Origin of the sequence: Streptomyces sp. WMMB303, assembly GCF_029351045.1 — a bacterium.
GTDB lineage: Bacteria > Actinomycetota > Actinomycetes > Streptomycetales > Streptomycetaceae > Streptomyces.
In genome coordinates this window covers 2,969,353-2,989,181 of record NZ_JARKIN010000001.1, presented here as the reverse complement: position 1 = coordinate 2,989,181, position 19,829 = coordinate 2,969,353, and the positions used below count along the sequence as shown (strand labels likewise).

16 protein-coding genes and 1 pseudogene are annotated in these 19,829 nt (G+C 73.7%); 9 read left to right on the top strand and 8 right to left on the bottom strand.

Features of this window, described 5'->3' with window-relative positions; genetic code table 11:
• Positions 1-30: 30 nt before the first annotated feature.
• Both P2424_RS13300 and P2424_RS13295 read right to left on the bottom strand, forming a co-directional pair.
• Positions 31-705 carry a TetR-like C-terminal domain-containing protein gene (locus tag P2424_RS13300; RefSeq protein ID WP_276475964.1) on the bottom strand — a complete coding sequence of 225 codons (675 nt, stop codon included), beginning with the start codon at positions 703-705 and terminating at the stop codon, positions 31-33.
• Positions 706-1,083: 378 nt separating this feature from the next.
• Positions 1,084-1,758, bottom strand: a complete 675-nt coding sequence (locus tag P2424_RS13295; RefSeq protein ID WP_276475963.1) for a GDSL-type esterase/lipase family protein — start codon at positions 1,756-1,758, stop codon at positions 1,084-1,086.
• Between the two features lie 58 nt (positions 1,759-1,816).
• Here P2424_RS13295 and P2424_RS13290 point away from each other — a divergent pair, with 58 nt between their 5' ends.
• Positions 1,817-2,836, top strand: coding sequence for a hypothetical protein (locus tag P2424_RS13290; RefSeq protein WP_276475962.1), 1,020 nt, complete (start codon positions 1,817-1,819; stop codon positions 2,834-2,836).
• Between the two features lie 54 nt (positions 2,837-2,890).
• On the opposite strand, the gene P2424_RS13285 is transcribed toward P2424_RS13290, so the two are convergent.
• Together P2424_RS13285 and P2424_RS13280 are read right to left on the bottom strand one after the other, a co-directional pair.
• Positions 2,891-3,229, bottom strand: a complete 339-nt coding sequence (locus tag P2424_RS13285) for a hypothetical protein (RefSeq protein ID WP_276475961.1) — start codon at positions 3,227-3,229, stop codon at positions 2,891-2,893.
• Positions 3,230-3,393: 164 nt separating this feature from the next.
• Complete coding sequence (locus P2424_RS13280; RefSeq protein ID WP_276475960.1) at positions 3,394-4,182, bottom strand: TetR/AcrR family transcriptional regulator; 789 nt, start codon at positions 4,180-4,182, stop codon at positions 3,394-3,396.
• Positions 4,183-4,279: 97 nt separating this feature from the next.
• Here P2424_RS13280 and P2424_RS13275 point away from each other — a divergent pair, with 97 nt between their 5' ends.
• Together P2424_RS13275 and P2424_RS13270 are read left to right on the top strand one after the other, a co-directional pair.
• Positions 4,280-5,293 (top strand): ATP-binding cassette domain-containing protein, encoded by a 1,014-nt coding sequence (locus tag P2424_RS13275; RefSeq protein WP_276475959.1) that lies wholly within the window; start codon positions 4,280-4,282, stop codon positions 5,291-5,293.
• On the top strand, positions 5,290-6,120 hold the full coding sequence (locus P2424_RS13270; protein ID WP_276475958.1) for an ABC transporter permease: 831 nt from the start codon (positions 5,290-5,292) through the stop codon (positions 6,118-6,120). The genes P2424_RS13275 and P2424_RS13270 overlap by 4 nt, the downstream gene beginning before the upstream one ends.
• 78 nt (positions 6,121-6,198) lie before the next feature.
• Here the strand turns inward: P2424_RS13270 and P2424_RS13265 are convergent, their stop codons facing one another.
• Together P2424_RS13265 and serC are read right to left on the bottom strand one after the other, a co-directional pair.
• On the bottom strand, positions 6,199-6,591 hold the full coding sequence (locus P2424_RS13265) for a hypothetical protein (RefSeq protein ID WP_276475957.1): 393 nt from the start codon (positions 6,589-6,591) through the stop codon (positions 6,199-6,201).
• Positions 6,592-6,697: 106 nt separating this feature from the next.
• Entirely contained in the window at positions 6,698-7,816 is a 1,119-nt protein-coding gene (gene serC / locus P2424_RS13260) for a phosphoserine transaminase (RefSeq protein ID WP_276475956.1), read from the bottom strand.
• Positions 7,817-7,932: 116 nt separating this feature from the next.
• Between serC and P2424_RS13255 the strand changes: the two genes are divergently transcribed.
• Together P2424_RS13255 and P2424_RS13250 are read left to right on the top strand one after the other, a co-directional pair.
• Positions 7,933-8,304 carry an MmcQ/YjbR family DNA-binding protein gene (locus tag P2424_RS13255; protein WP_276475955.1) on the top strand — a complete coding sequence of 124 codons (372 nt, stop codon included), beginning with the start codon at positions 7,933-7,935 and terminating at the stop codon, positions 8,302-8,304.
• Between the two features lie 284 nt (positions 8,305-8,588).
• Positions 8,589-11,498 (top strand): FAD-binding and (Fe-S)-binding domain-containing protein, encoded by a 2,910-nt coding sequence (locus tag P2424_RS13250; RefSeq protein WP_276475954.1) that lies wholly within the window; start codon positions 8,589-8,591, stop codon positions 11,496-11,498.
• Positions 11,499-11,565: 67 nt separating this feature from the next.
• Here P2424_RS13250 and P2424_RS13245 read toward each other — a convergent pair.
• Both P2424_RS13245 and P2424_RS13240 read right to left on the bottom strand, forming a co-directional pair.
• Positions 11,566-12,222, bottom strand: a pseudogene (locus tag P2424_RS13245) (dioxygenase); the annotation flags it as partial.
• 116 nt (positions 12,223-12,338) lie between these two features.
• The gene (locus P2424_RS13240) at positions 12,339-13,229 is read right to left on the bottom strand and encodes a helix-turn-helix domain-containing protein (RefSeq protein ID WP_276475953.1); all 891 of its coding nucleotides are present in this window, start codon (positions 13,227-13,229) and stop codon (positions 12,339-12,341) included.
• Positions 13,230-13,510: 281 nt separating this feature from the next.
• On the opposite strand from P2424_RS13240, the gene P2424_RS13235 reads away from it, so the two are divergent.
• The 4 genes from P2424_RS13235 to P2424_RS13220 are packed head-to-tail and all read left to right on the top strand — an operon-like array spanning position 13,511 to position 19,813.
• Positions 13,511-14,362: a TIGR03084 family metal-binding protein gene (locus P2424_RS13235; RefSeq protein WP_276475952.1), complete on the top strand. Its 852-nt coding sequence runs from the start codon at positions 13,511-13,513 to the stop codon at positions 14,360-14,362.
• On the top strand, positions 14,359-16,119 hold the full coding sequence (locus P2424_RS13230) for an acyclic terpene utilization AtuA family protein (protein ID WP_276475951.1): 1,761 nt from the start codon (positions 14,359-14,361) through the stop codon (positions 16,117-16,119). The genes P2424_RS13235 and P2424_RS13230 overlap by 4 nt, the downstream gene beginning before the upstream one ends.
• Positions 16,116-17,816, top strand: coding sequence for a carboxyl transferase domain-containing protein (locus P2424_RS13225; RefSeq protein ID WP_276475950.1), 1,701 nt, complete (start codon positions 16,116-16,118; stop codon positions 17,814-17,816). Before P2424_RS13230 ends, P2424_RS13225 begins: the two co-directional genes overlap by 4 nt.
• A 29-nt stretch (positions 17,817-17,845) precedes the next feature.
• Entirely contained in the window at positions 17,846-19,813 is a 1,968-nt protein-coding gene (locus tag P2424_RS13220; protein WP_276475949.1) for a biotin carboxylase N-terminal domain-containing protein, read from the top strand.
• The last annotated feature ends 16 nt before the right edge of the window (positions 19,814-19,829 follow it).

The window sequence follows — 19,829 nt, the reverse complement described above, 5'->3', positions numbered from 1 at the left end:
GCGCACTCGAAGCAAGGCGTACACGGCCGACTACCCGCTTTCGGGCTCCTCGTCCGCCCCGGCGCCGGTACGGAAGACGCCCTCGGCCGCCGCGAGGTAGGCGGTCTCGGCGGCGGTGCGGGCCAGGTTCGCGTCGACGGGGCGGCGGAGCATCAGCAGCCGGTAGTAGAAGGGCGCGCCGAGCGCGGCGATGACCTCGAAGCCGTCCGTGTCGGGCGCGACCTCGCCGCGCTCGGCGGCGCGGTCCACCAGGGAGGCGACGTGCCGGACGCGGCCTCCGAGGACGGTCTGCAGCACCTTGTCGGCGCCCGGATCGCGGGTCGCGGCCGTCACGACGGCCTCGATCAGCCGCTGGTTGCGCTGCTGCGCGTAGAAGTCGGCGAGGGAGCGTGCCAGGGCGTGCAGGTCCTGGCGCAGGCTGCCGGTGTCGGGCACCGGGATCGTCCCGCCGCTCCGGCTCAGCAGGTCGCTGATGACACCCTCCACCGTCCGCCAGCGCCGCCGGATCGTGGCGGCGTGCACGCCTGAGCGCTGGGCGATCCGCTCGATGGTGAGCGAGGCGAGGTCCTGGGTGTCCAACTCGTCCCAGGCCGCGGCGAGTACGGCCGCGCGGGTGCGCGCTGTGCGCCCGCCGGGGCGGGTGGCACCGTGCGGCCGTGGGTGCTCAGGCGGCCGGTCGGATTCCTGCGGTTGTGGGGGAGTCATGGGTCCGCGTTGCGTCGAGGCTGGGATTCCGATTACTGTTCCATTACTTAGTGCGCGCTCGCGTGCATTAGTCGGGGGATGCCGCGAGCGCCCCGTGAGTGGTCCAAACCATCGCACTCGGGGTGTTCGCGGCACACAAGGGGCCAGTCTGGCCCAGGGGTCCCCCTGTTGGCGTCCTGCGCGTCGGCCCGTGGGAGGTTCCGACGCGAAATTTACGGCAGCTGGCTGGATATTGCCGCACTTGGCCGTGCTTGACCGTACTTGACGGATCTTGGCTTGCATGCGCCGGTGCCGCGGCGTGCCGCGGCCCCATGCGCGCGCGGCGCCCGCCCCCGGCGGTCCGCTCTCGCGCGGTCCGTCCGCTCCGGCCGCCGGGCTTCACCGCGCTCCGGCGCGATACGGCCCGCCCACGTCCCACGCCTGGTGCAGCGCCCCGGCGAAGGCGGCGGCCATCCGGTGCTCGCCCTCGGCCGAGGGATGAGTGCCGTCGTAGGTGTCCCGCCGCGGGGACCAGTCCTCCGGTGCCGAGGCCAGCAGCAGCGGCGACCGCGGCTCCGACCGCTCCGCCACCGCTTTGGCCAGCAGCGTGTTGAACTGCGTACAGGCGGCGGCGAATCCGGCGTCGGTCACAGCGCGGACGTTGGGCAGGATCGGCAGCAGCACCGCGCGCAGCGCGGGGTTCGCGGTGCGCGCCCGGGTCAGGAACAGCTCGACGTTCTCCAGCGTCTGCTCCGGATTCGTGTAGAACCCGAGGTCTATCAGCCCGAGCGAGACCAGCAGCGTGTCCGCGTCGTGGGCCGCGACCGCCTCCTCCACGACGGGCGCCATGTGCAGCCACCCCGCACCCCAGTCCGCGAGATGGGCCCGCGCGTCCGGCGGGAAGCGCGGATCGGCGTAGGCGTCGCCGCCACCGTGCAGTGCCGAACGGGGACCGACGATCGACCAGCCGCCTTCGGGGACGGTGCGGGTCAGGTGCTGCCACATCCGGAAGCGCCAGGTGTGGGCGCCGGGCGCGCCGATCGTCATGGAGTCGCCGACGAAGAGAACGCGCATCCGCATATCCTCCGGGATGCCGACTCGCCCCGCACCGTGATGCTGGACACTGGGTGCCATGTCTGTGCGTATGCGTGGGGTCGGGGTCGGGGCGGCGGTCGCCGTGGTGCTGGGCGCGATGGCGGCGTCCCCGGGTGCCGCCGCCGCGGACGGGCCGGAGGGCTTCACCATCCGCGACTCCCGCATCACCGAGTCCAGCGGCCTCGCGGCCAGCCGTGACCACAAGGGCGTCTACTGGACCCACAACGACTCCGACGACGGCCCGTACGTGTACGCGGTCGACAGCTCCACCGGCAAGACCGTCTGCCGCGTGACGCTCCAGGGCATCGACCCCAGGGACGTCGAGGCGATCTCCCTCGGCCCGGACGGCGACCTCTACGTCGGCGACATCGGCGACAACCTGGACGGCACCTGGCCCGAGGTGTGGATCTACCGGTTCCCCGAACCGAAGGAACTGCGCCGGGAGGTGACGGTGACCCCCACCCGCTACACCGTCCGCTACGACGGCGGCGCGCGGAACGCGGAGTCGCTGATGGTGCATCCCGAGACGGGGCGCGTCTACATCGCGAGCAAGAGCGCGAAGGGCAAGGGCGGCGTCTATGCCGGACCGAAGAAGCTGGATCCGGACGGCGTGAACACCTTCTCGCGGGTGGCGAAGATCGACTTCGAGGCGACGGACGGCGCCTTCTCCCCGGACGGCACCCGGCTGGTGCTGCGCGGCTACTTCAGCGCCTACGGCTACACCTGGCGGAACGGCAAGCCGGAGAAAATCGGTTCCGTTCCGGTGCCGCTGCAGCGCCAGGGCGAGTCGGTGACCTTCGCGGACGACGGACGGACACTGATGTACGGCTCCGAGGGCACGAACAGCGGCGTCGAGCCCGCACGCCTGGAGGGCGAGGCGGTGCCGCCCGCCGCGCGCGAGGACGACTCGGCGGACTCCGCGTCCGACGGGAAGGGCGGCGGCGGGGACTCCTCGGCGGACGACGACCGGAACCTGGCGCTGGGCGCCGGCACCTTCGTCGCGGCGCTGATCATCTGGTTCGGTCTGCGCCGCCTCTTCACCCGCCGCCGCGACTGACGCCCCGGCGGCGGGGTGGCGGCACCCGCGCCCGGCCGGGCGCGGGTGCGGACGTCACTGGAGCTGGATCTCCACGCCGCCGACTCCGCTGCTGTACGCGGGGCACTCGCGGCCGGCGCCGACCCTGCTGCCGATCCCGGTCGCCAGCCACTCGGTGTACTGGTCGGGCGCCCACCCGCAGATCACGTGTACGCGCCAGACGTGGCCGCCGGTCACGTCAGTGCAGTTCGCGAAGCCGTACTTGATGTCGTGCTGGATGCTCGTCTCGCACTCCAGGCCCGGCGCCGGTGTGACGGGCGCGGCCTGTGCGGGTGCGGCGAGAGCGAGGGCACTCGCGGCGGCAAGTGTCGTTCCTGCGGCCAGCGTTGCGATTCGGCGCAGGTTCCTGGGCATGTCATTCCCCTTGAGACGTCCTGTGTTGCGGTGGGGCCGACGCACCGGGCCGTGGCCGGACGCGGCGTTCGGCGACCCCGGCGAGTGATCGTGACAGACCACCCGCCTTCTGCCGTACTGACGTTCGTCAGGGTGGGGCCGTCCGGCGGAGTGCGAGCGGCCGGTCAGGTGCCGCGCTGCTCCAGCAGGTGCTGGAGGCCGTCCAGGAGGGCGCGGACGGCGAAGCGGGTGCTGTCGGCCGGGTCGGCGGAGAAGGCGTCGTCGGGGAGGGCGGCCATGTGGGAGAGGCCGCCCTCTTCCATGCCGCGCACGATGTAGGGCTCTTGAGTGCGCCAGAACTCCTCGTCGGTGACGCCCGATTGCTGGGCCGCCTGCTGGTACAGGACGAGGGAGCGGGCGGCGCCCATGACGAGATTGTCGAGGGCGATCAGGATGGTCATCTTCTCCTGGCCGGTGAGGGGGAGGTCCTCCAGCGTTCCCAGGGCGAAGTCGAGGTTGGCCATGGAGTGGGGGCCCAGGACCGGGCGGGCCTGGTTGACCTGGAGCAGCCAGGTGTGGGTGGTGTAGAGCTCCCACGACGCCTCGGTGATCAGTTCCAGCGTCTCGCGCCAGTTCTTGCCGCGCCACTGCTCCAGGTCGCCCGGCGGTAGGGCGACCTGGTCGCACATCAGGGCGATGAGCTCGTCCTTGCCCGGCACGTAGCGGTACAGGGACATGGTGCCGACGCTCAGTTCGGTGGCGACGCGGCGCATGGAGAGGGCGGTCAGGCCCTCGCGGTCGGCGAGGCCGACGGCGGCGGTCACGATCTGCGCGAGGGTCAGCCCGGGCTTGGGGCCGCGCGCGGGGCGGTGCCGTCCCGTCCGGCCCCACAGCAGGTCGAGGCTGCGGACGAGCCGGGTGAGGCCGTCGGGACCGGGGTCCGCGGAGTCCGTGCTCGGGTGGTTGCTCGTCATGGTCGGGCCATCGTAGGAAATCCCCTTGCCGGTATCTGCGTAGGCTGTACGCTGTTTCATCTGAGTACGTCGTACCCAGATTCAAAGGAGGGGATGTATGTCCGCACCATCACCGGACCAGTACTCCGTCGTGGCCGAGGGACTCCGCAAGACGTACGGCGACAAAGCCGACGGACACGCGCTCGACGGCCTCGATCTGGCCGTACCGCGCGGCACCGTCTTCGGACTGCTGGGACCGAACGGGGCCGGCAAGACCACCGCCGTACGCGCCCTGTCCACCCTCGTCCGGCTCGACGGCGGTCGCGCCACCGTCGGCGGCTACGACGTGCGCCGCGACCCCCGTGCCGTGCGCCGCAGGATCGGTCTCACCGGACAGCACGCCGCCGTCGACCAGATCATCACGGCGCGGCAGAACCTGGAGATGTTCGGCCGCCTCTTCCACCTCGGCGCGGCACACGCCCGGCGCCGGGCGGCCGAACTGCTCGACCGGTTCGGGCTCACCGAGGCGGCGGACCAGCAGCCGCAGGGCTTCAGCGGCGGGATGCGCCGCCGCCTCGACCTGGCCTCCAGCATGATCCTCGCCCCGGAGGTGCTCTTCCTGGACGAGCCGACCACCGGACTCGACCCGCGCGGGCGCAGCGAGGTGTGGGACGCGGTGCGCGGCCTGACCCGGCAGGGCACCACCGTCGTCCTGACGACCCACTACCTGGACGAGGCCGACAAGCTCTCCGACCGGATCGCCGTCATCGACCGGGGCCGCAACGTCACCGAGGACACCCCGGCCGGACTCAAGCGGGCCATCGGTGGCGACCGCATCGAGGTCGTCGCCGCCGAGGCCCGTGATCTGCCCGTCGTGACCGCCGCCGTCGCCCGCGTCGCGCTGCGAGGTGCCGAGCCGGAGAGCGACACCGCCGAACTACGCGTCCACGCACCCGTCTCGGCGGGGGTCCCCGCGCTCACCGAGGTGGCGCGCGGCCTGCACGACGAGGGCGTGGTGGTGGCCGACATCGGCCTGCGCCGGCCCACGCTGGACGAGGTCTTCCTCGCCCTGACCGGCAGATCCGGCGGCGAGCAGCGGGAGAGCGCGGAGTACCTGGAGGCCGCCGTATGAGTGTCGTCGCGCCGCCCGCGGAGCGGCAGAACGCCGGGCGGCGGCTGTACTGGGCGGTGGCCGACTGCTGGACGATCGTCCGCCGCGACCTGACCCACCTGACGAAGCAGCCGTCCATCATCGTCTGGCAGCTCGGCTTCCCCCTCGTCTCCGTGCTGCTGTTCGTCTATGTCTTCGGCAGTGCGATGGATGTCGGCGAGGGAGTGGACTACAAGGATTACGCCATGCCGGGGATGTTCGCCATGACCATGGCGTTCGGCTTCATGAACACGGCGATGGCCGTCGTCGTGGACAAGGAGCGCGGTGTCACCGACCGCTTCCGCTCCATGCCGATGGCGCCCTCCGCCGTGGTGACCGGGCGCGGGGTCTCCGACGTCCTGCACGCGGCGCTCGACCTGGCCGTGATGGCGGCGATCGCGCTGGTCATCGGCTGGCGTTCGGACGGCGGGCTGCTCAGTACGCTCTGGGCGTTCGCGCTGCTGCTCCTGCTGCGCTTCTCACTCATCTGGATCGGTGTGCTGCTCGGCCTGCTCGCCAGGAACCAGGAGTCGGCGGGCAACCTGTTCGCCGTCGCCTTCCCCTTCGGCATGGTCTCCAGCGTCTTCACCCCGCCCTCCGCCATGCCGGACTGGCTGGGCACGGTCGCCATGTGGAACCCCGTCTCGGCCACCGCGAACGCCGTCCGCGAGCTGTACGGCAACCCGCTGCCCACCGGAGGAAGCTGGATCGAGGAGCACGCGGAGCTGATGGCGGTGGTGTGGCCGCTGGCGCTGACGACCGTCTTCCTGCCGCTGGCCGTCCGCAGGTTCCAGCGCCTCGGCAGATGACGGGCAGCACCCGGCGGACGAACCCCGGCAGGCGAACGGCCCACCCCTGCGGGTGGCCGACGCCCGGCAGCTGCGCGGCTACTCGCCGACCAGCCGCAGCTCGTAGTGGACCGGCCGGTCGAACATCAGCCGGTAGCCGAGCGGCACCAGGAAACCCTGGGTGAGCGGGTGTCTGCGGGCGAGCTGGACCGCGGCGTGCCGCGCCTCGCTGTCCCGCAGCTCCCGCACCCGGGCCTTCATCGGCGCCCCGGCGGGGGTGCCGGTCAGGGTGGCGGCGGCCAGCTCCACTTCCGGGTAGCGCTCGATGTGCTCCCGCTGCCGAGCCCTGGCGTGCGTGCGCACATACGCGCGATCCCCCTCGACGGCGATCTGCGCGCTGTGCCCGAAAGGCGTGCCTTCCCTCTCGTAGGTCGTCAGCCGTACCCGCCGTTCCCGGGCGAACAGCTGAAAACCGGTGCTGGGAGTGCTCATGCGGCATCCCGTACCCGATCGCGGGCGCGGGGATGCGCCGCGGCCGCACGCGAACGCCGGACGGGCTACCGCGTAGCCCGTCCGGCGCTCCGGTGCCCCGAGGCCGTCAGAGGCGCTCGATCACCCAGTCGACGCACGCGGTCAGCGCTTCCACGTCGGCCGGCTCCACCGCCGGGAACATGGCGACGCGCAGCTGGTTGCGCCCCAGCTTCCGGTACGGCTCGGTGTCCACGATGCCGTTGGCCCGCAGCACCTTGGCCACCTCGGCGGCGTCCACGCTGTCCGCGAAGTCGATGGTGCCCACGACCTGGGAGCGCTGGTCCGGGTCGGTGACGAAGGGCGTCGCGTAGGACGCCTTCTCCGCCCAGTTGTAGAGCCGCGCCGAGGAGTCGGCGGTGCGGGAGACGGCCCACTCCAGGCCGCCCTGCCCGTTGAGCCAGTCCAACTGCTCGCCGAGCAGGAAGAGCGTGGCCAGCGCCGGAGTGTTGTACGTCTGGTTCTTGCGCGAGTTGTCGATCGCCGTCTGCAGGTCGAAGAAGGCCGGGATGTGCCGGTCCGAGGCCGCGATCCGCTCCGCGCGCGCGACGGCGGCGGGCGAGAAGACCGCGATCCACAGCCCTCCGTCGGCCGCGAAGGACTTCTGCGGCGCGAAGTAGTAGACGTCCGTCTCGGTGATGTCGACCGGCAGGCCGCCGGCGCCGGAGGTGGCGTCCACCAGCACCAGCGCACCGTCGTCGGCGCCCGGCACCCGGCGCAGCGGCATGGCCACGCCCGTGGAGGTCTCGTTGTGGGTCAGCGCGTAGGAGTCCACGCCCTGCTCACCGCGGGCCTCGGGGTGGGTGCCCGGGTCGCTCTGGATGACGCTGGGCTCGCCGAGCCAGGGCGCCTGCCCGGCGGCCTTCGCGAACTTGGAGGAGAACTCGCCGAACGACAGGTGCTGGGACCTGTTCTCGATCAGGCCGTGGGTCGCCACGTCCCAGAAGGCGGTGGAGCCGCCGTTGCCGAGTACGACCTCGTACCCCTCCGGCAGCGAGAAGAGGTTCCGTACGCCGTCACGTACCTGCCCGACCAGGTTTTTGACGGGCGCCTGCCGGTGTGAGGTGCCCATGAGCGAGGTACCGGTCGCAGCCAGGGCGCTGAGCGCCTCCGGACGCACCTTGCTGGGGCCCGAGCCGAAACGGCCGTCGGCGGGCTTGAGGTCAGCGGGAATCTGGAGATCAGCCACGAGGGTCAGCCTAGTGCCGCCGTCCAGACCGCATCGGCAGCCGTCCAGCGCCTGAGACGGGCGGCGGATCGGCACAGGGCCGGTGCGGACCGGGCTCGGGCCCATAAGCTGGGCGTATGACAGCAGGTCACAGACCCGGTCCCGACGATGTGCGCCGCCTCGCGCTCGCGCTGCCCGAGAGCAAGGAGGTCGAGGCGTGGTCCATGCCGACCTTCCGGGTGGCGGGGAAGATGTTCCTGACCATGCCCGACGACGAGTCCTCCTTCGCGGTGCGCTGCCCGAAGCTGGAGCGCGGCGAGCTGATCGCGGCCGAGCCGGAGAAGTTCTGGGTGCCGCCGCACGAGGCGGGCTCGAACTGGGTGCGGGCCCGGCTGGCGGCCCTGGAGGACATGGCGGAGCTGCGGGACATCGTCGTCGACTCCTGGAAGCAGGCCGCGCCGCCCCGGGTGCTGGAGACCTTCACCGCACCCGACCCGTACGAGGGATGAGGCCCGACCCGTACGAGGCCCGATCCGAACGAGGGACGGCACACCGCACCGTGCGGGGGGCGAGTCCCCCACGGTGCGGTATCCACCGCTTCCCGGCCGCTCTTCAATGGCCGGGGTGGACAGCTCCGCAGTCGCCACTCGGCCAGATCGGCGGGCTGACAAGAACCGGTCTTTCCGCAGGTGGGACCCGTTTCGGCGGGGACGGTGCAGAGTGACGCGGACCACAGACACGAAAGATCCCGCAAGGGCAGCGCGGGGCGGGCTCCAGCGTGCACGCTGTGCCCATGGGAGACGCACGTAGGGCAGACGCACAGGAGCTGGAGCGGGCGCTGCGCGCCGCGGTGCGCGGCGGTGAGGTGGAGTTCGGCGCCCAGGACAGAGCACTCATGACGATGGACGCCTCCAACTACCGGCGGGTGCCGCTGGGCGTGGTGGCGCCGAAGGACGACGACGACGTGGCGGCCGTGCTGGCCGTCTGCCGCGAGCAGGGCGTGCCCGTGGTGGCGCGCGGCGCGGGCACCTCCATCGCCGGGCAGGCGACCGGACTCGGCGTCGTGCTGGACTTCACCCGGCACCAACGCACCATCGAGCACCTCGATCCGGAGGCCCGCACCGCCGTCGTACGCCCCGGCGTCATCCTGGACGATCTGCGCGGGGCCGCCGGAGCACACGGGCTCACCTTCGGCCCCGACCCCTCGACGCACGCGCGCTGCACACTCGGCGGGATGATCGGCAACAACTCGTGCGGCTCCCACTCGGTCGCCTGGGGCACCACCGCCGACAACGTGCACGAGCTGGAGGTCCTCACCTACGGCGGCGAGCGGGCCCGGCTGGCGCGGGGCGGCTCCGGGGTTCCCGAGCGGCTGCGCGCCGGAGCCTCTTCCCTGGTCCAGGGCGAACTGGCCCGGCTGCGCACCGGGTTCCCCGAACTCCCGCGCCGGATCTCCGGCTACGCGCTCGACGAACTGCTGCCCGAGAAGGGCGAGGACTGGGCGCGCGCCTTCACCGGCAGCGAGGGCACCCTGGGCGTGCTCACCCGGGCCACCGTCAAGCTGGTGCCGACCCCCGGCGCACGGGTGCTGGCGGTGCTCGGCTACGCGGACGAGTCCGCCGCGGCCGAGGCCGCCGCCGGGCTGCTGCCCTACGGTCCGCTGACCGTCGAGGGGATGGCCAACGACCTGGTGGGCGAAGCGGCGCGGGCCTCGCTGCCCAGGGGCGGCGCCTGGCTGTTCGTGGAGGTCGGCGGCGACGACGCGGCACAGGCCCGGGCCAACGCCGAACAGCTGTGCCGCGCGGCGCGCGAGGGCACCACCGATTACACGCTGGTCACCGAACCGGCCGGGCAGCGCGCGCTGTGGCGGGTGCGCGAGGACGCCTCCGGCACCGCGACCCGGATGCCCGACGGGTCCGAGGCGTGGCCCGGCTGGGAGGACTGCGCCGTCCCCCCGGCCCGGCTCGGCGCGTATCTGCGGGACTTCCGCAAGCTGCTGGGCGAGTACGGGCTGCGCGGGCTGCCCTACGGGCACTTCGGGGACGGCTGCATCCATGTGCGGATCGACTTCGATCTGCTGGGCGAGGCGGGCATCGCGAAGTTCCGGGACTTCTCCACCGCGCTCGCCGACGTCGTCGTGGCGCACGGCGGCTCGCTCTCCGGCGAGCACGGCGACGGCCTGGCCCGCGCCGAGCTGCTGACCCGGATGTACGGCGAGGAGATGGTCGGCCTCTTCGGCCGGTTCAAGGACCTGTGGGACCCCGCGGACGGCCTCAACCCGGGCGTCCTCGTACGGCCCGACCCGCTGGACGCCAACCTGCGGTTCGCGCCGCTCCCGCGCAAGCCCGTCGACGTGGAGTTCGGCTATCCGCACGACGGCGGTGACTTCTCCGCCGCCGTCCGTCGCTGCGTGGGCGTCGCCAAGTGCCGGAACGAGTCGGCCGGGGCGAGCGTGATGTGCCCGTCCTTCCGCGCGACCGGCGAGGAGAAGCACTCCACCCGCGGACGGGCCCGGCTGCTGCACGAGATGCTCGCCGGGGAGGTCGTCACCGACGGCTGGCAGTCCGAGGAGGTGCACGACGCGCTCGACCTGTGCCTGTCGTGCAAGGGCTGCCGCAGCGACTGCCCGGTGGGCGTCGACATGGCCACCTACAAGGCCGAGTTCATGCACCACTACTACGAGGGCGACGCCGCGTCCGGCACTCCGGGCAAGCGCCGGCCGATGGCGCACTACTCGATGGGCTGGCTGCCGCGCTGGCTGCGGCTGGCCGCCGCCACCCGCACCGTGCCGCTGCTGAACGCGGGCGCCAAGGTGCCGCCGCTGGCCGCCCTCGCCAAGCGGCTGGGCGGGCTGGCCCCGGAGCGGGACATCCCGGCGCTGCCCCGCACGCCCTTCACCCACTGGTGGCGCAAGCAGCCCGGCCGCGCCGTCGACGGCGGCAAGCCGGTCGTGCTGTGGCCGGACACCTTCACCAACTACCTCTCGCCCGAGGCCGGCTCGGCCGCCGTGCAGGTCTTCCAGGACGCCGGGCTGCGTCCGGTGGTGCCGCCCAAGCAGGTGTGCTGCGGCCTCACCTACGTCTCCACGGGCCAGCTCGACCGGGCCCGCGCGGTGATGCGGCGCACCCTGGACGTCATGGAACCGGCTCTGGACGCGGGCCTGCCGGTGGCCGTCCTGGAGCCGCCGTGCGCGGCGGCGCTGCAGACGGACGTCCCCGAGCTGCTGGGCGACGACCCCCGCGCGAAGCGGCTGGCGGAAGCCGTCCGCACGTTCGCGCAGACCCTGGAGGAGCAGGCACCGGACTGGGAACCGCCCCGGATCGACCGGCCGGTCGCCGGGCAGACCCACTGCCACCAGCACGCCGTCATCGGCGACGCCGCCGAGCGGCGGCTGCGGGACCGGGCCGGCCTGGCCGGCGACCTCAGCGGCGGCTGCTGCGGACTGGCCGGCAACTTCGGCTTCGAGAAGGGCCACTACGAGGTGTCCGCTGCCTGCGCCGAGGACCAGCTCCTCCCGGCCCTGCGCGCCGCCGAGCCGGGCACCGAGATCCTCGCCGACGGCTACTCCTGCCGCACCCAGATGGACCAGCTGGGCGGCTTCCGCAGCCGGCACCTGGCGGAGGTGCTGGCCGAGGGCCTGACGGCGGGGCCGACGGCCGGCGCGGCGGCGGACGCGACCGAGGGCCCGGCCGCCGGGGAGTGAGGTCGCGGTGGGGCCGGGGGCGGCGGCCCCCGGCCCCACCGGACCATGCGAGCCCGCCGGGCTAGGCGTTCACCACGAAGTCGAACGAGCCCGCCAGTCCGCCGCCTTCGGTCCGGACGTCCATCAGCAGCCGGGAGTCGAAGATCGCGTCCGTGCCGTTGCGCGGCTCACCGGGGAAGTAGAGCTGGGTGGTGAGCACCGGCCGGTAGGGCGCCTGCACCTTGACGTGCAGATGCCGGGTGCGCCCCGGGTACAGGCCGGGCCGCAGGGTGGTCAGCCGGAAGGCGCCCTGTGCGTCGGTGTACTGGTGGCCCCGGAACCGGTACCCCTTGTTGTCGTAGGCACCGTTCGGGTCGGCCTGCCACCAGTCGAGCAGCACGTGCGCCAGCGGGGCGCAGCTCCGTCCGAAGACGTAGCCGCTGACGACCAGCGGGGTTCCCGGGGTGCCCGGCGGCACGAGCGAGTCCCGCTCGGGGGAGTAGGGCTTGAAGTACGGGCCTTCGGTCTGCGGAGGTGTCGGGTCGTCGCCGTCGTCGCAGGAGGGGGTCGGCTCCAGGCGCTCAGCGGACCCGCGCCGTTCGCGGGCGAGTGCCGGGGTGCTGGCGGCCGCGCCGCCCACCAGTACCGCGGCGGGCCCGGCCGCCATCGCGGCGCGCAGCACGCTCTTGCGGCTCACTCCGCGGCGGCGGGCCGGTTCGGGCTGGTCGTCGTCCGAGTGGGACATGGTCGGTTCCTCGCTCTCCTGGATGGGGGGAAGTGCGGGGGACGGACGCGTCCGGCCGGGTTCGGCCGAGTGGGGACGACGCTACGGGCGGCGTGCGGCGGGGTCGATGGACGGAACTACCGGAGCGTGGTGTTTTCGTCGCCGTCCGGCATTCCGTGGTTCTCGCGCCGGAACTCGCCCGGGCTGGCACCGGTCTCGCGGCGGAAGAAGCGGCAGAAGTAGGCGGGGTCGGCGAAGCCCACCTCGTGCGCCACCTGGCGCACGGTCATGGCCGTCCCGGCCAGCAGCCGCTTGGCCTCCAGCACGTGGGCGTGCCGGATGAGCTCTCCGGGCGTCCGCCCGGTGCCCGCGCGGACGGCGGTGGTCAGATAGCCGACGGAGACGCCGAGTTGCGCGGCGCAGGCCGCGACCGTGCGCGCTGCGGCGGCCTCCGGGCGCTCCAGCAGCCGGACGAACTGCCCGGCGACGGCCGCGGGCCGGGAGCAGGCGGCTTCGCCGTCCGGTGCGCCTCCGGGGTGCTCCTGGGCCGGTAGGCGGTCGGCCTGGACGAGCAGGATGTGCAGGTATGCCTGGAGGACGGTGCGCATGCCGGGCTGCCCTTGGCCGTACTCGGTCCGCATGCCGGCCAGCAGTTCCTCCACGCGGGCTGCCGCGGGCGGGGACAGCGGGAGGGAGGGGTGTGCGCTCAGCCGGCGTAACAGGGCGCGGTCGCCGGGGTGGGCGAGCAGGAACGCCTCGTCGAAGAGGACCACGCAGCCCTGCACCTGCTCGTGCTGCTGCCAGTGGTGCGACTGGCCCGGCGCGATGAAGCACAGGTGCGGTGGACGCAGTGTCCACCGCCGCAGGTCGATGACGTGGGCGCCGCTGCCGCCGGTGACGTAGGCGATCTCGTGGAAGGTGTGCCGGTGCGGGTAGGCGGCGCGGGAGAGCGGGCCGATCGAGTCGAACGTGCCGATGGCGAAGGGGAGTCGGCGCGGCGCGGGGACGTCCAGGCGGTGCAGCGGCATGGTGCGGTGCGTGCGTCGGGAGCTGTCGGTGGCCACCACGGTCGCCCTCTCTTCCGGTCTGCCGGACGTCTCGGCGCGGCGCTGCGCCGTGCGGCCGTCAGCCGCGGATGTCCGCTCGAGGAGCTACCCGAGGGGAGCTGCGGGTCACCGGAAAGAAGTCATGCAAGCACGCTTGCTTGTTTTTGGTCCGGCTGTCAGTCTCGGTGCCACGGACGGCGATCGGCGCGTCCGCGGGGCGGCGCGACCCCCGGCGGGCCGCGCCGTGGAGGGAGGGCGGGGCTGTGGCCTCAGCGACGGACGTGCTCGGCGAAGTACTGGCGGACCTGCGCGCCGAGAGCGCGGAGGCGGACCGGCTGGTCGCGGACCTGCCCCCGGAACGCTGGACGGCGGCGACACCGGCTGACGGCTGGACGGTGGCCCACCAGATCGCCCACCTGGCCTGGACGGACGAGCAGGCGCTGCTCGCCGCGACCGACCCCGCCGCCTTCCGGCGCCGGGTCGAGGAGATGGCGGCACGCCCCGACGCGGCGGCCACCTTCATCGACGACTCCGCGGCCGAGGGCGCCAGGGTGCCGCCCGGCGAACTCCTCGCCCGCTGGCGGACCGGACGTACCGCGCTGGCCGAAGCGCTGGCCGCGGTGCCGGCCACGCAGCCGCCCGGGACGCGGCTGCCCTGGTTCGGGACGTCGATGAGCGCGGCGAGCATGGCGACCGCGCGGCTCATGGAGACCTGGGCGCACGGCACCGACGTCGCCGACGCGCTCGGTGCCGCCCGCGAGCCGACCGCCCGGTTGCGGCACATCGTCCGCATCGGGGTGCGCGCCCGCGACTTCGGTTATGCCGCGCACGGACTCCGGCCGCCCGCCGAGCCGTTCCGGGTCGAGGTGACCGGACCCGGCGGCGAGGTGTGGGCCCACGGCCCGGAGGACGCGGCGCAGCGGGTGACCGGCAGCGCCCTGGACTTCTGCCTGCTGGCCACCCAGCGGGTGCACCGCGACGACACCGGTCTGCGGGCCGAGGGCGCCGAGGCCGAACGCTGGCTGGGCATCGCGCAGGCGTTCGCGGGACCACCCGGGGCCGGGCGGGCGCCAGGCGGCTTCGCGGTACGGGAGGTACGGGAGGGAGAGGCATGACAGCACCGGAGCCCGCCTCGCGCGAGCCGCTGCGGATCGGGAACGCCTCCGGCTTCTACGGCGACCGCGCCGACGCGCTCACCGAGATGCTGACCGGCGGCCCCCTGGACATCCTCACCGGCGACTATCTCGCCGAACTCACCATGCTCATCCTCGGCCGGGACCGGCTCAAGGATCCCGCGCGCGGCTACGCCAGGACGTTCCTGCGGCAGCTGGAGACCGGACTGGGCCTGGCCAGGGACCGCGGCGTCACCCTCGTCACCAACGCGGGCGGCCTCAACCCGGCGGGCCTCGCCGACGCGGTACGGGAGTTGAGCGAACGCGTCGGCGTGCCCGCGCGGGTCGCCCACGTGGAGGGCGACGACCTGCTCGCCGACCGCGACTGGGGCGAGGGCGTGCTGACGGCCAACGCCTACCTGGGCGGTGCCGGGATCAGCGCCTGCCTGCGGGCCGGTGCCGACGTCGTCGTCACCGGGCGGGTGGCTGACGCCTCGCTGGTCAGCGGCTGCGCCGCGGCGCACTTCGGCTGGGCCGACGACGACTGGGACCGGCTCGCCGGAGCCGTCGTCGCCGGGCATGTACTGGAGTGCGGGACGCAGGCGACCGGCGGCAACTACGCCTTCTTCGCCCGGGACGGAATCGACGCGCGCCACCCCGGTTTCCCGCTCGCGGAACTCGCCGAGGACGGCTCCGCGGTGATCACCAAGCATCCCGGGACCGGCGGCGCGGTCACCGTCGGCACCGTCACCGCGCAACTGCTCTACGAGACCGCGGGGCCGCGCTACCCGGGCCCCGACGTGACCGCCCGCCTGGACTCCGTGCGGCTCGGCCAGGCGGGCACCGACCGGGTACGGATCGAGGGAATCCGCGGCGAACCCCGCCCGGACCGCCTCAAGGTCGGCCTCACCCGGCTCGGCGGCTACCGCAACGAGGTCACCTTCGTACTGACCGGGCTCGACGTGCCCGCCAAGGCGGACCTGGTGCGCGAACAGATGGAGACCGCCCTCTCCCGCCCCGGGACACGGCGCCCGGCCCAGGTGGACTGGAGCCTCGCCCGCACCGACCGGGCCGACGCCGCGGCCGAGGAGGAGGCCAGCGCGCTGCTGCGGCTGGTGGTGCGGGACCCGGAGGAGAGCGCGGTCGGCCGTGCCGTCTCCGGTCCGGCCGTCGAGCTGGCGCTGGCGAGCTACCCCGGCTTCCATGTGACGGCCCCGCCCGCGCGCGGAGCGCCGTACGGCGTGTTCGAGGCGGCGTACGCGGACGCGGGGTCGGTACCGCACGTGGCCGTGCTGCCGGACGGCACGCGGCTGGACGTCTCCTTCCCCGCCGCCGTTCCCCGGCGGCCGCCGACCGGGTCGCCGGACGACGCGTCGCAGCCCGGATCGCCGTCGGAAGCGCCCCCGACCGGCGCCCCGACCACCCGCCGGGCCCCGCTCGGCCTGGTCGCCGGGGCCCGCAGCGGCGACAAGGGCGGGAGTGCCAACATCGGCGTGTGGGCGTACGACGCCGACCCGGACCTCTACATGTGGCTGCGCGAGACCCTGACCACCGACCGGCTGCGCGTGCTCCTGCCCGAGGTGCGGGACCTGCCTGTCACCCGGCATGAGTTCCGCAACCTCGCGGCGCTCAACTTCGTGATCGACGGCATCCTCGGCGACGGAGTGGCCTCCCAGCACCGGTTCGACCCGCAGGCCAAGGCGCTCGGCGAATGGCTGCGGGCCCGCCACCTCGACATCCCGGAGGTATTCCTCCCATGAGCCCAGCGACGAGCACCGACCCGGTCACCGCGTCCGGCCCCGCGTCCGGCACCGGCCCCGCTTCCGGCACCGGCCCCGCGGGACCGCCCGGCCCGGCCGCCCTCCGCAGCGCCCTGGACACCGCGTCACCGGAGTACGCCGACAACCGCGCCGCGATGCTCGGCAAACTGGCCGAACTCGACACCGAGCAGGCCGCGGCGCTCGCGGGCGGCGGCGAGAAGTATCTGACGCGGCACCGCGAACGCGGCAAACTCCCGGCCCGCGAGCGGATCGAGCTGCTCCTCGACCCGGACACCCCGTTCCTGGAGCTGTCGCCGCTCGCCGCGTGGGGCAGCGACTACACCACCGGCGCCTCGCTGGTGGCCGGGATCGGCGTCGTCGAGGGCGTCGAGTGCCTGATCACCGCGAACGACCCCACCGTCCGGGGCGGTGCCAGCAACCCGTGGACGATGAAGAAGGCGCTGCGGGCCAACGAGATCGCCTACGCCAACCGGCTGCCCTGCATCAGCCTGGTGGAGAGCGGCGGCGCCGACCTGCCCAGCCAGAAGGAGATCTTCATCCCCGGGGGCGCGCTCTTCCGGGACCTCACCCGGCTCTCGGAGGCCGGCATCCCCACCATCGCCGTGGTGTTCGGCAACTCGACGGCGGGCGGCGCCTACATCCCGGGCATGTCGGACCACGTCATCATGGTCAAGGACCGCGCCAAGGTGTTCCTCGGCGGGCCGCCGCTGGTGAAGATGGCCACCGGCGAGGAGGCCGACGACGAGGAGCTGGGCGGCGCCGACATGCACGCCCGCACCTCCGGGCTGGCCGACCACTACGCGCTCGACGAACCCGACGCGCTGCGCCGCGCCCGCCGCGTCGTCGCCCGGCTCAACTGGCGCAAGGCGCACCCCGACCCGGACCCGGCCGGCGTGCGGGAGCCGCTGTACGACCCCGAGGAGCTGCTGGGGGTGGTGCCCGGTGAGCTGAAGGTGCCGTTCGATCCGCGCGAGGTGATCGCCCGGATCGTGGACGGCTCGGAGTTCGACGAGGTCAAACCGCTGTACGGGCCGAGCCTGGTGACCGGCTGGGCCCGGCTGCACGGCTACCCGGTCGGCATCCTCGCCAACGCGCAGGGCGTGCTCTTCAGCGAGGAGTCGCAGAAGGCCACCCAGTTCATCCAGTTGGCCAACCAGCGCGACATCCCGCTGCTGTTCCTGCACAACACCACCGGCTACATGGTCGGCACGGAGTACGAGCAGGGCGGCATCGTCAAACACGGCTCGATGATGATCAACGCCGTCTCCAACTCGAAGGTGCCGCACCTGTCGGTGCTGCTGGGCGCCAGCTACGGCGCCGGCCACTACGGCATGTGCGGCCGCGCCTACGACCCGCGCTTCCTGTTCGCCTGGCCCAGCGCCAAGTCCGCGGTCATGGGCCCGCAGCAGCTCGCGGGCGTGCTCTCGATCGTGATGCGCGAGTCGGCCGCGGCCAAGGGCAAGGAGTTCGACGAGGAGGCGGACGCCGGACTGCGGGCCATGGTCGAGCAGCAGATCGAGAGCGAGTCGCTGCCGATGTTCCTCTCGGGCCGCCTCTACGACGACGGCGTCATCGACCCGCGCGATACCCGCACCGTCCTCGGCGTCTGCCTGTCCGCCATCCACACCGCGCCGGTGGCCGGGGCCCGCGGCGGCTTCGGCATCTTCCGGATGTGAGCCGCGCACCGTCGCAGAGGGAGCAGCGAATGATCCAGTCCGTCCTCGTCGCCAACCGCGGCGAGATCGCCCGGCGCGTCTTCCGCACCTGCCGCGAACTGGGCATCGCCACCGTCGCCGTGCACTCCGACGCGGACGCCGAGGCCCCGCACGTCCGCGAGGCCGACGCCGCCGTGCCGCTGCCCGGCAGCGCCCCCGGCGACACCTATCTGCGCGGCGACCTCGTGGTGCGGGCCGCCCTCGCCGCGGGCGCCGACGCCGTCCATCCCGGCTACGGCTTCCTCTCCGAGAACGCCGGCTTCGCCCGCGCCGTCCAGGACGCCGGACTGGTGTGGATCGGGCCGCCGCCCGCCGCGATCGAGGCCATGGCCTCCAAGACCGCCGCCAAGAAACTGCTGGCCGGCACCGGGGTGCCGCTGCCGCCGTCGCTGGAGCCGGACCGGGTGCGGGAGGCCGACCTGCCGGTGCTGGTCAAGGCCGCGGCGGGCGGCGGCGGCCGCGGCATGCGCGTGGTGCGCGACCGCGCCGCACTGGAGGACGAACTCGCCGCCGCCCGCGCCGAGGCGGCCGCCGCGTTCGGGGACGGCGACGTCTTCGTCGAGCCCTACCTGGAGCGCGGCCGGCACGTCGAGGTGCAGGTCCTCGCCGACGGCCACGGCACCGTCTGGGCGCTGGGCACCCGGGACTGCTCGCTCCAGCGGCGCCACCAGAAGGTCGTCGAGGAGGCGCCCGCGCCCGGACTGGACGACGCGCTGCGCACCACCCTGGAGGAGGCGGCCGTCGCCGTCGCCCGCACCGTCGACTACACGGGCGCGGGCACCGTCGAGTTCCTCGTCTCCGACCGCGGCGAGCCCTCCTTCCTGGAGATGAACACCCGCCTCCAGGTCGAGCACCCGGTGACCGAGGCCGTCTTCGGCCTCGATCTGGTCGCCCAGCAGATCCGGATCGCCGAGGGCGCGGCCCTCCCCACCGAGGGCCCGCCCGCCGCGCACGGCCACGCGGTCGAGGCCCGGCTGTACGCGGAGGACCCGGCCCGCGACTGGCAGCCGCAGACCGGCAGACTGTGGCGGCTGGCGATACCGGGCAGCGGCGCCGGACAGCTGCGTGTCGACTCCGGCGTCGAGGACGGTAGCCTGATCGGCGTCCACTACGACCCGATGCTCGCCAAGGTCGTCGCCTGGGCGCCGACCCGCGAGGCCGCCGTACGGAAACTCGCCCGCGCCCTGGAGCAGGCGACCGTGCACGGCCCGGTCACCAACCGGGACCTGCTGGTGCGGTCGCTGCGCCACCCCGACTTCGCCGACCCCGCCGCCGGCCGCCTCGACACCGGCTTCTACGACCGCCACCTCGCCGGACTCACCGCGCCCGAACTCGCGGACACGCCAGGCGGCGCCGGACACGCGGTGCTGGCCGCCGCGCTGGCCGAGGCCGTCCGGGACGCGCCCGGCAGGCCGCGGCTCGCCGCCCGGGTCGGCGGCTGGCGCAACCTGCCCTCCGCCCCGGCGAGCCGCCGCTACCTCGACGGCGACGGCACCGAGCACGAGGTGCGGTACGTGTGGGGCCGCGGCGGCGTCGCACCGGAGCCCGCGGCCCACCCCGGGGTGCGGGCCGTCTCCGTCCGCGCCGACCACGTCGTCCTGGAGGCGGACGGGGTGCGGCGCGGGTTCGACGTCGCGGTGCACGGTGACCGCGTCTTCGCCGGACGCCACGCCTTCACCGCCCGGCCGCGGCTCGCCGAGCCCGCCGCCGACACCGCACCCGGCTCGCTGCTCGCCCAACTGCCCGGCACCGTCGTCCGGGTGGCCGAGGGGATCGCCGAGGGCGCCGAGGTCGCCGCCGGCCAGCCGCTGCTGTGGCTGGAGGCGATGAAGATGGAGCACCGCGTGGTGGCCCCCGCCGACGGGACGGTCACCGAACTGCGGGTCGCCGTCGGCCGGCAGGTCGAGGTGGGCGCCGTGCTCGCTGTCGTCACCCCACCAGCCGCGGCCACCCCATGAGTCGGCATTCCACGGG

Bases quoted from the DNA above. Each gene is read 5' to 3' on its own strand.
- P2424_RS13270 (WP_276475958.1), top strand. From the start codon at position 5,290: ATGAGTGTCGTCGCGCCGCCCGCGGAGCGGCAGAACGCCGGGCGGCGG.
- P2424_RS13230 (WP_276475951.1), top strand. From the start codon at position 14,359: ATGACAGCACCGGAGCCCGCCTCGCGCGAGCCGCTGCGGATCGGGAAC.
- P2424_RS13250 (WP_276475954.1), top strand. From the start codon at position 8,589: ATGGGAGACGCACGTAGGGCAGACGCACAGGAGCTGGAGCGGGCGCTG.
- P2424_RS13300 (WP_276475964.1), bottom strand. From the start codon at position 705: ATGACTCCCCCACAACCGCAGGAATCCGACCGGCCGCCTGAGCACCCA.
- P2424_RS13225 (WP_276475950.1), top strand. From the start codon at position 16,116: ATGAGCCCAGCGACGAGCACCGACCCGGTCACCGCGTCCGGCCCCGCG.
- P2424_RS13285 (WP_276475961.1), bottom strand. From the start codon at position 3,229: ATGCCCAGGAACCTGCGCCGAATCGCAACGCTGGCCGCAGGAACGACA.
- P2424_RS13280 (WP_276475960.1), bottom strand. From the start codon at position 4,182: ATGACGAGCAACCACCCGAGCACGGACTCCGCGGACCCCGGTCCCGAC.
- P2424_RS13290 (WP_276475962.1), top strand. From the start codon at position 1,817: ATGTCTGTGCGTATGCGTGGGGTCGGGGTCGGGGCGGCGGTCGCCGTG.
- P2424_RS13295 (WP_276475963.1), bottom strand. From the start codon at position 1,758: ATGCGCGTTCTCTTCGTCGGCGACTCCATGACGATCGGCGCGCCCGGC.
- P2424_RS13240 (WP_276475953.1), bottom strand. From the start codon at position 13,229: ATGCCGCTGCACCGCCTGGACGTCCCCGCGCCGCGCCGACTCCCCTTC.
- P2424_RS13220 (WP_276475949.1), top strand. From the start codon at position 17,846: ATGATCCAGTCCGTCCTCGTCGCCAACCGCGGCGAGATCGCCCGGCGC.
- P2424_RS13265 (WP_276475957.1), bottom strand. From the start codon at position 6,591: ATGAGCACTCCCAGCACCGGTTTTCAGCTGTTCGCCCGGGAACGGCGG.
- P2424_RS13255 (WP_276475955.1), top strand. From the start codon at position 7,933: ATGACAGCAGGTCACAGACCCGGTCCCGACGATGTGCGCCGCCTCGCG.
- P2424_RS13275 (WP_276475959.1), top strand. From the start codon at position 4,280: ATGTCCGCACCATCACCGGACCAGTACTCCGTCGTGGCCGAGGGACTC.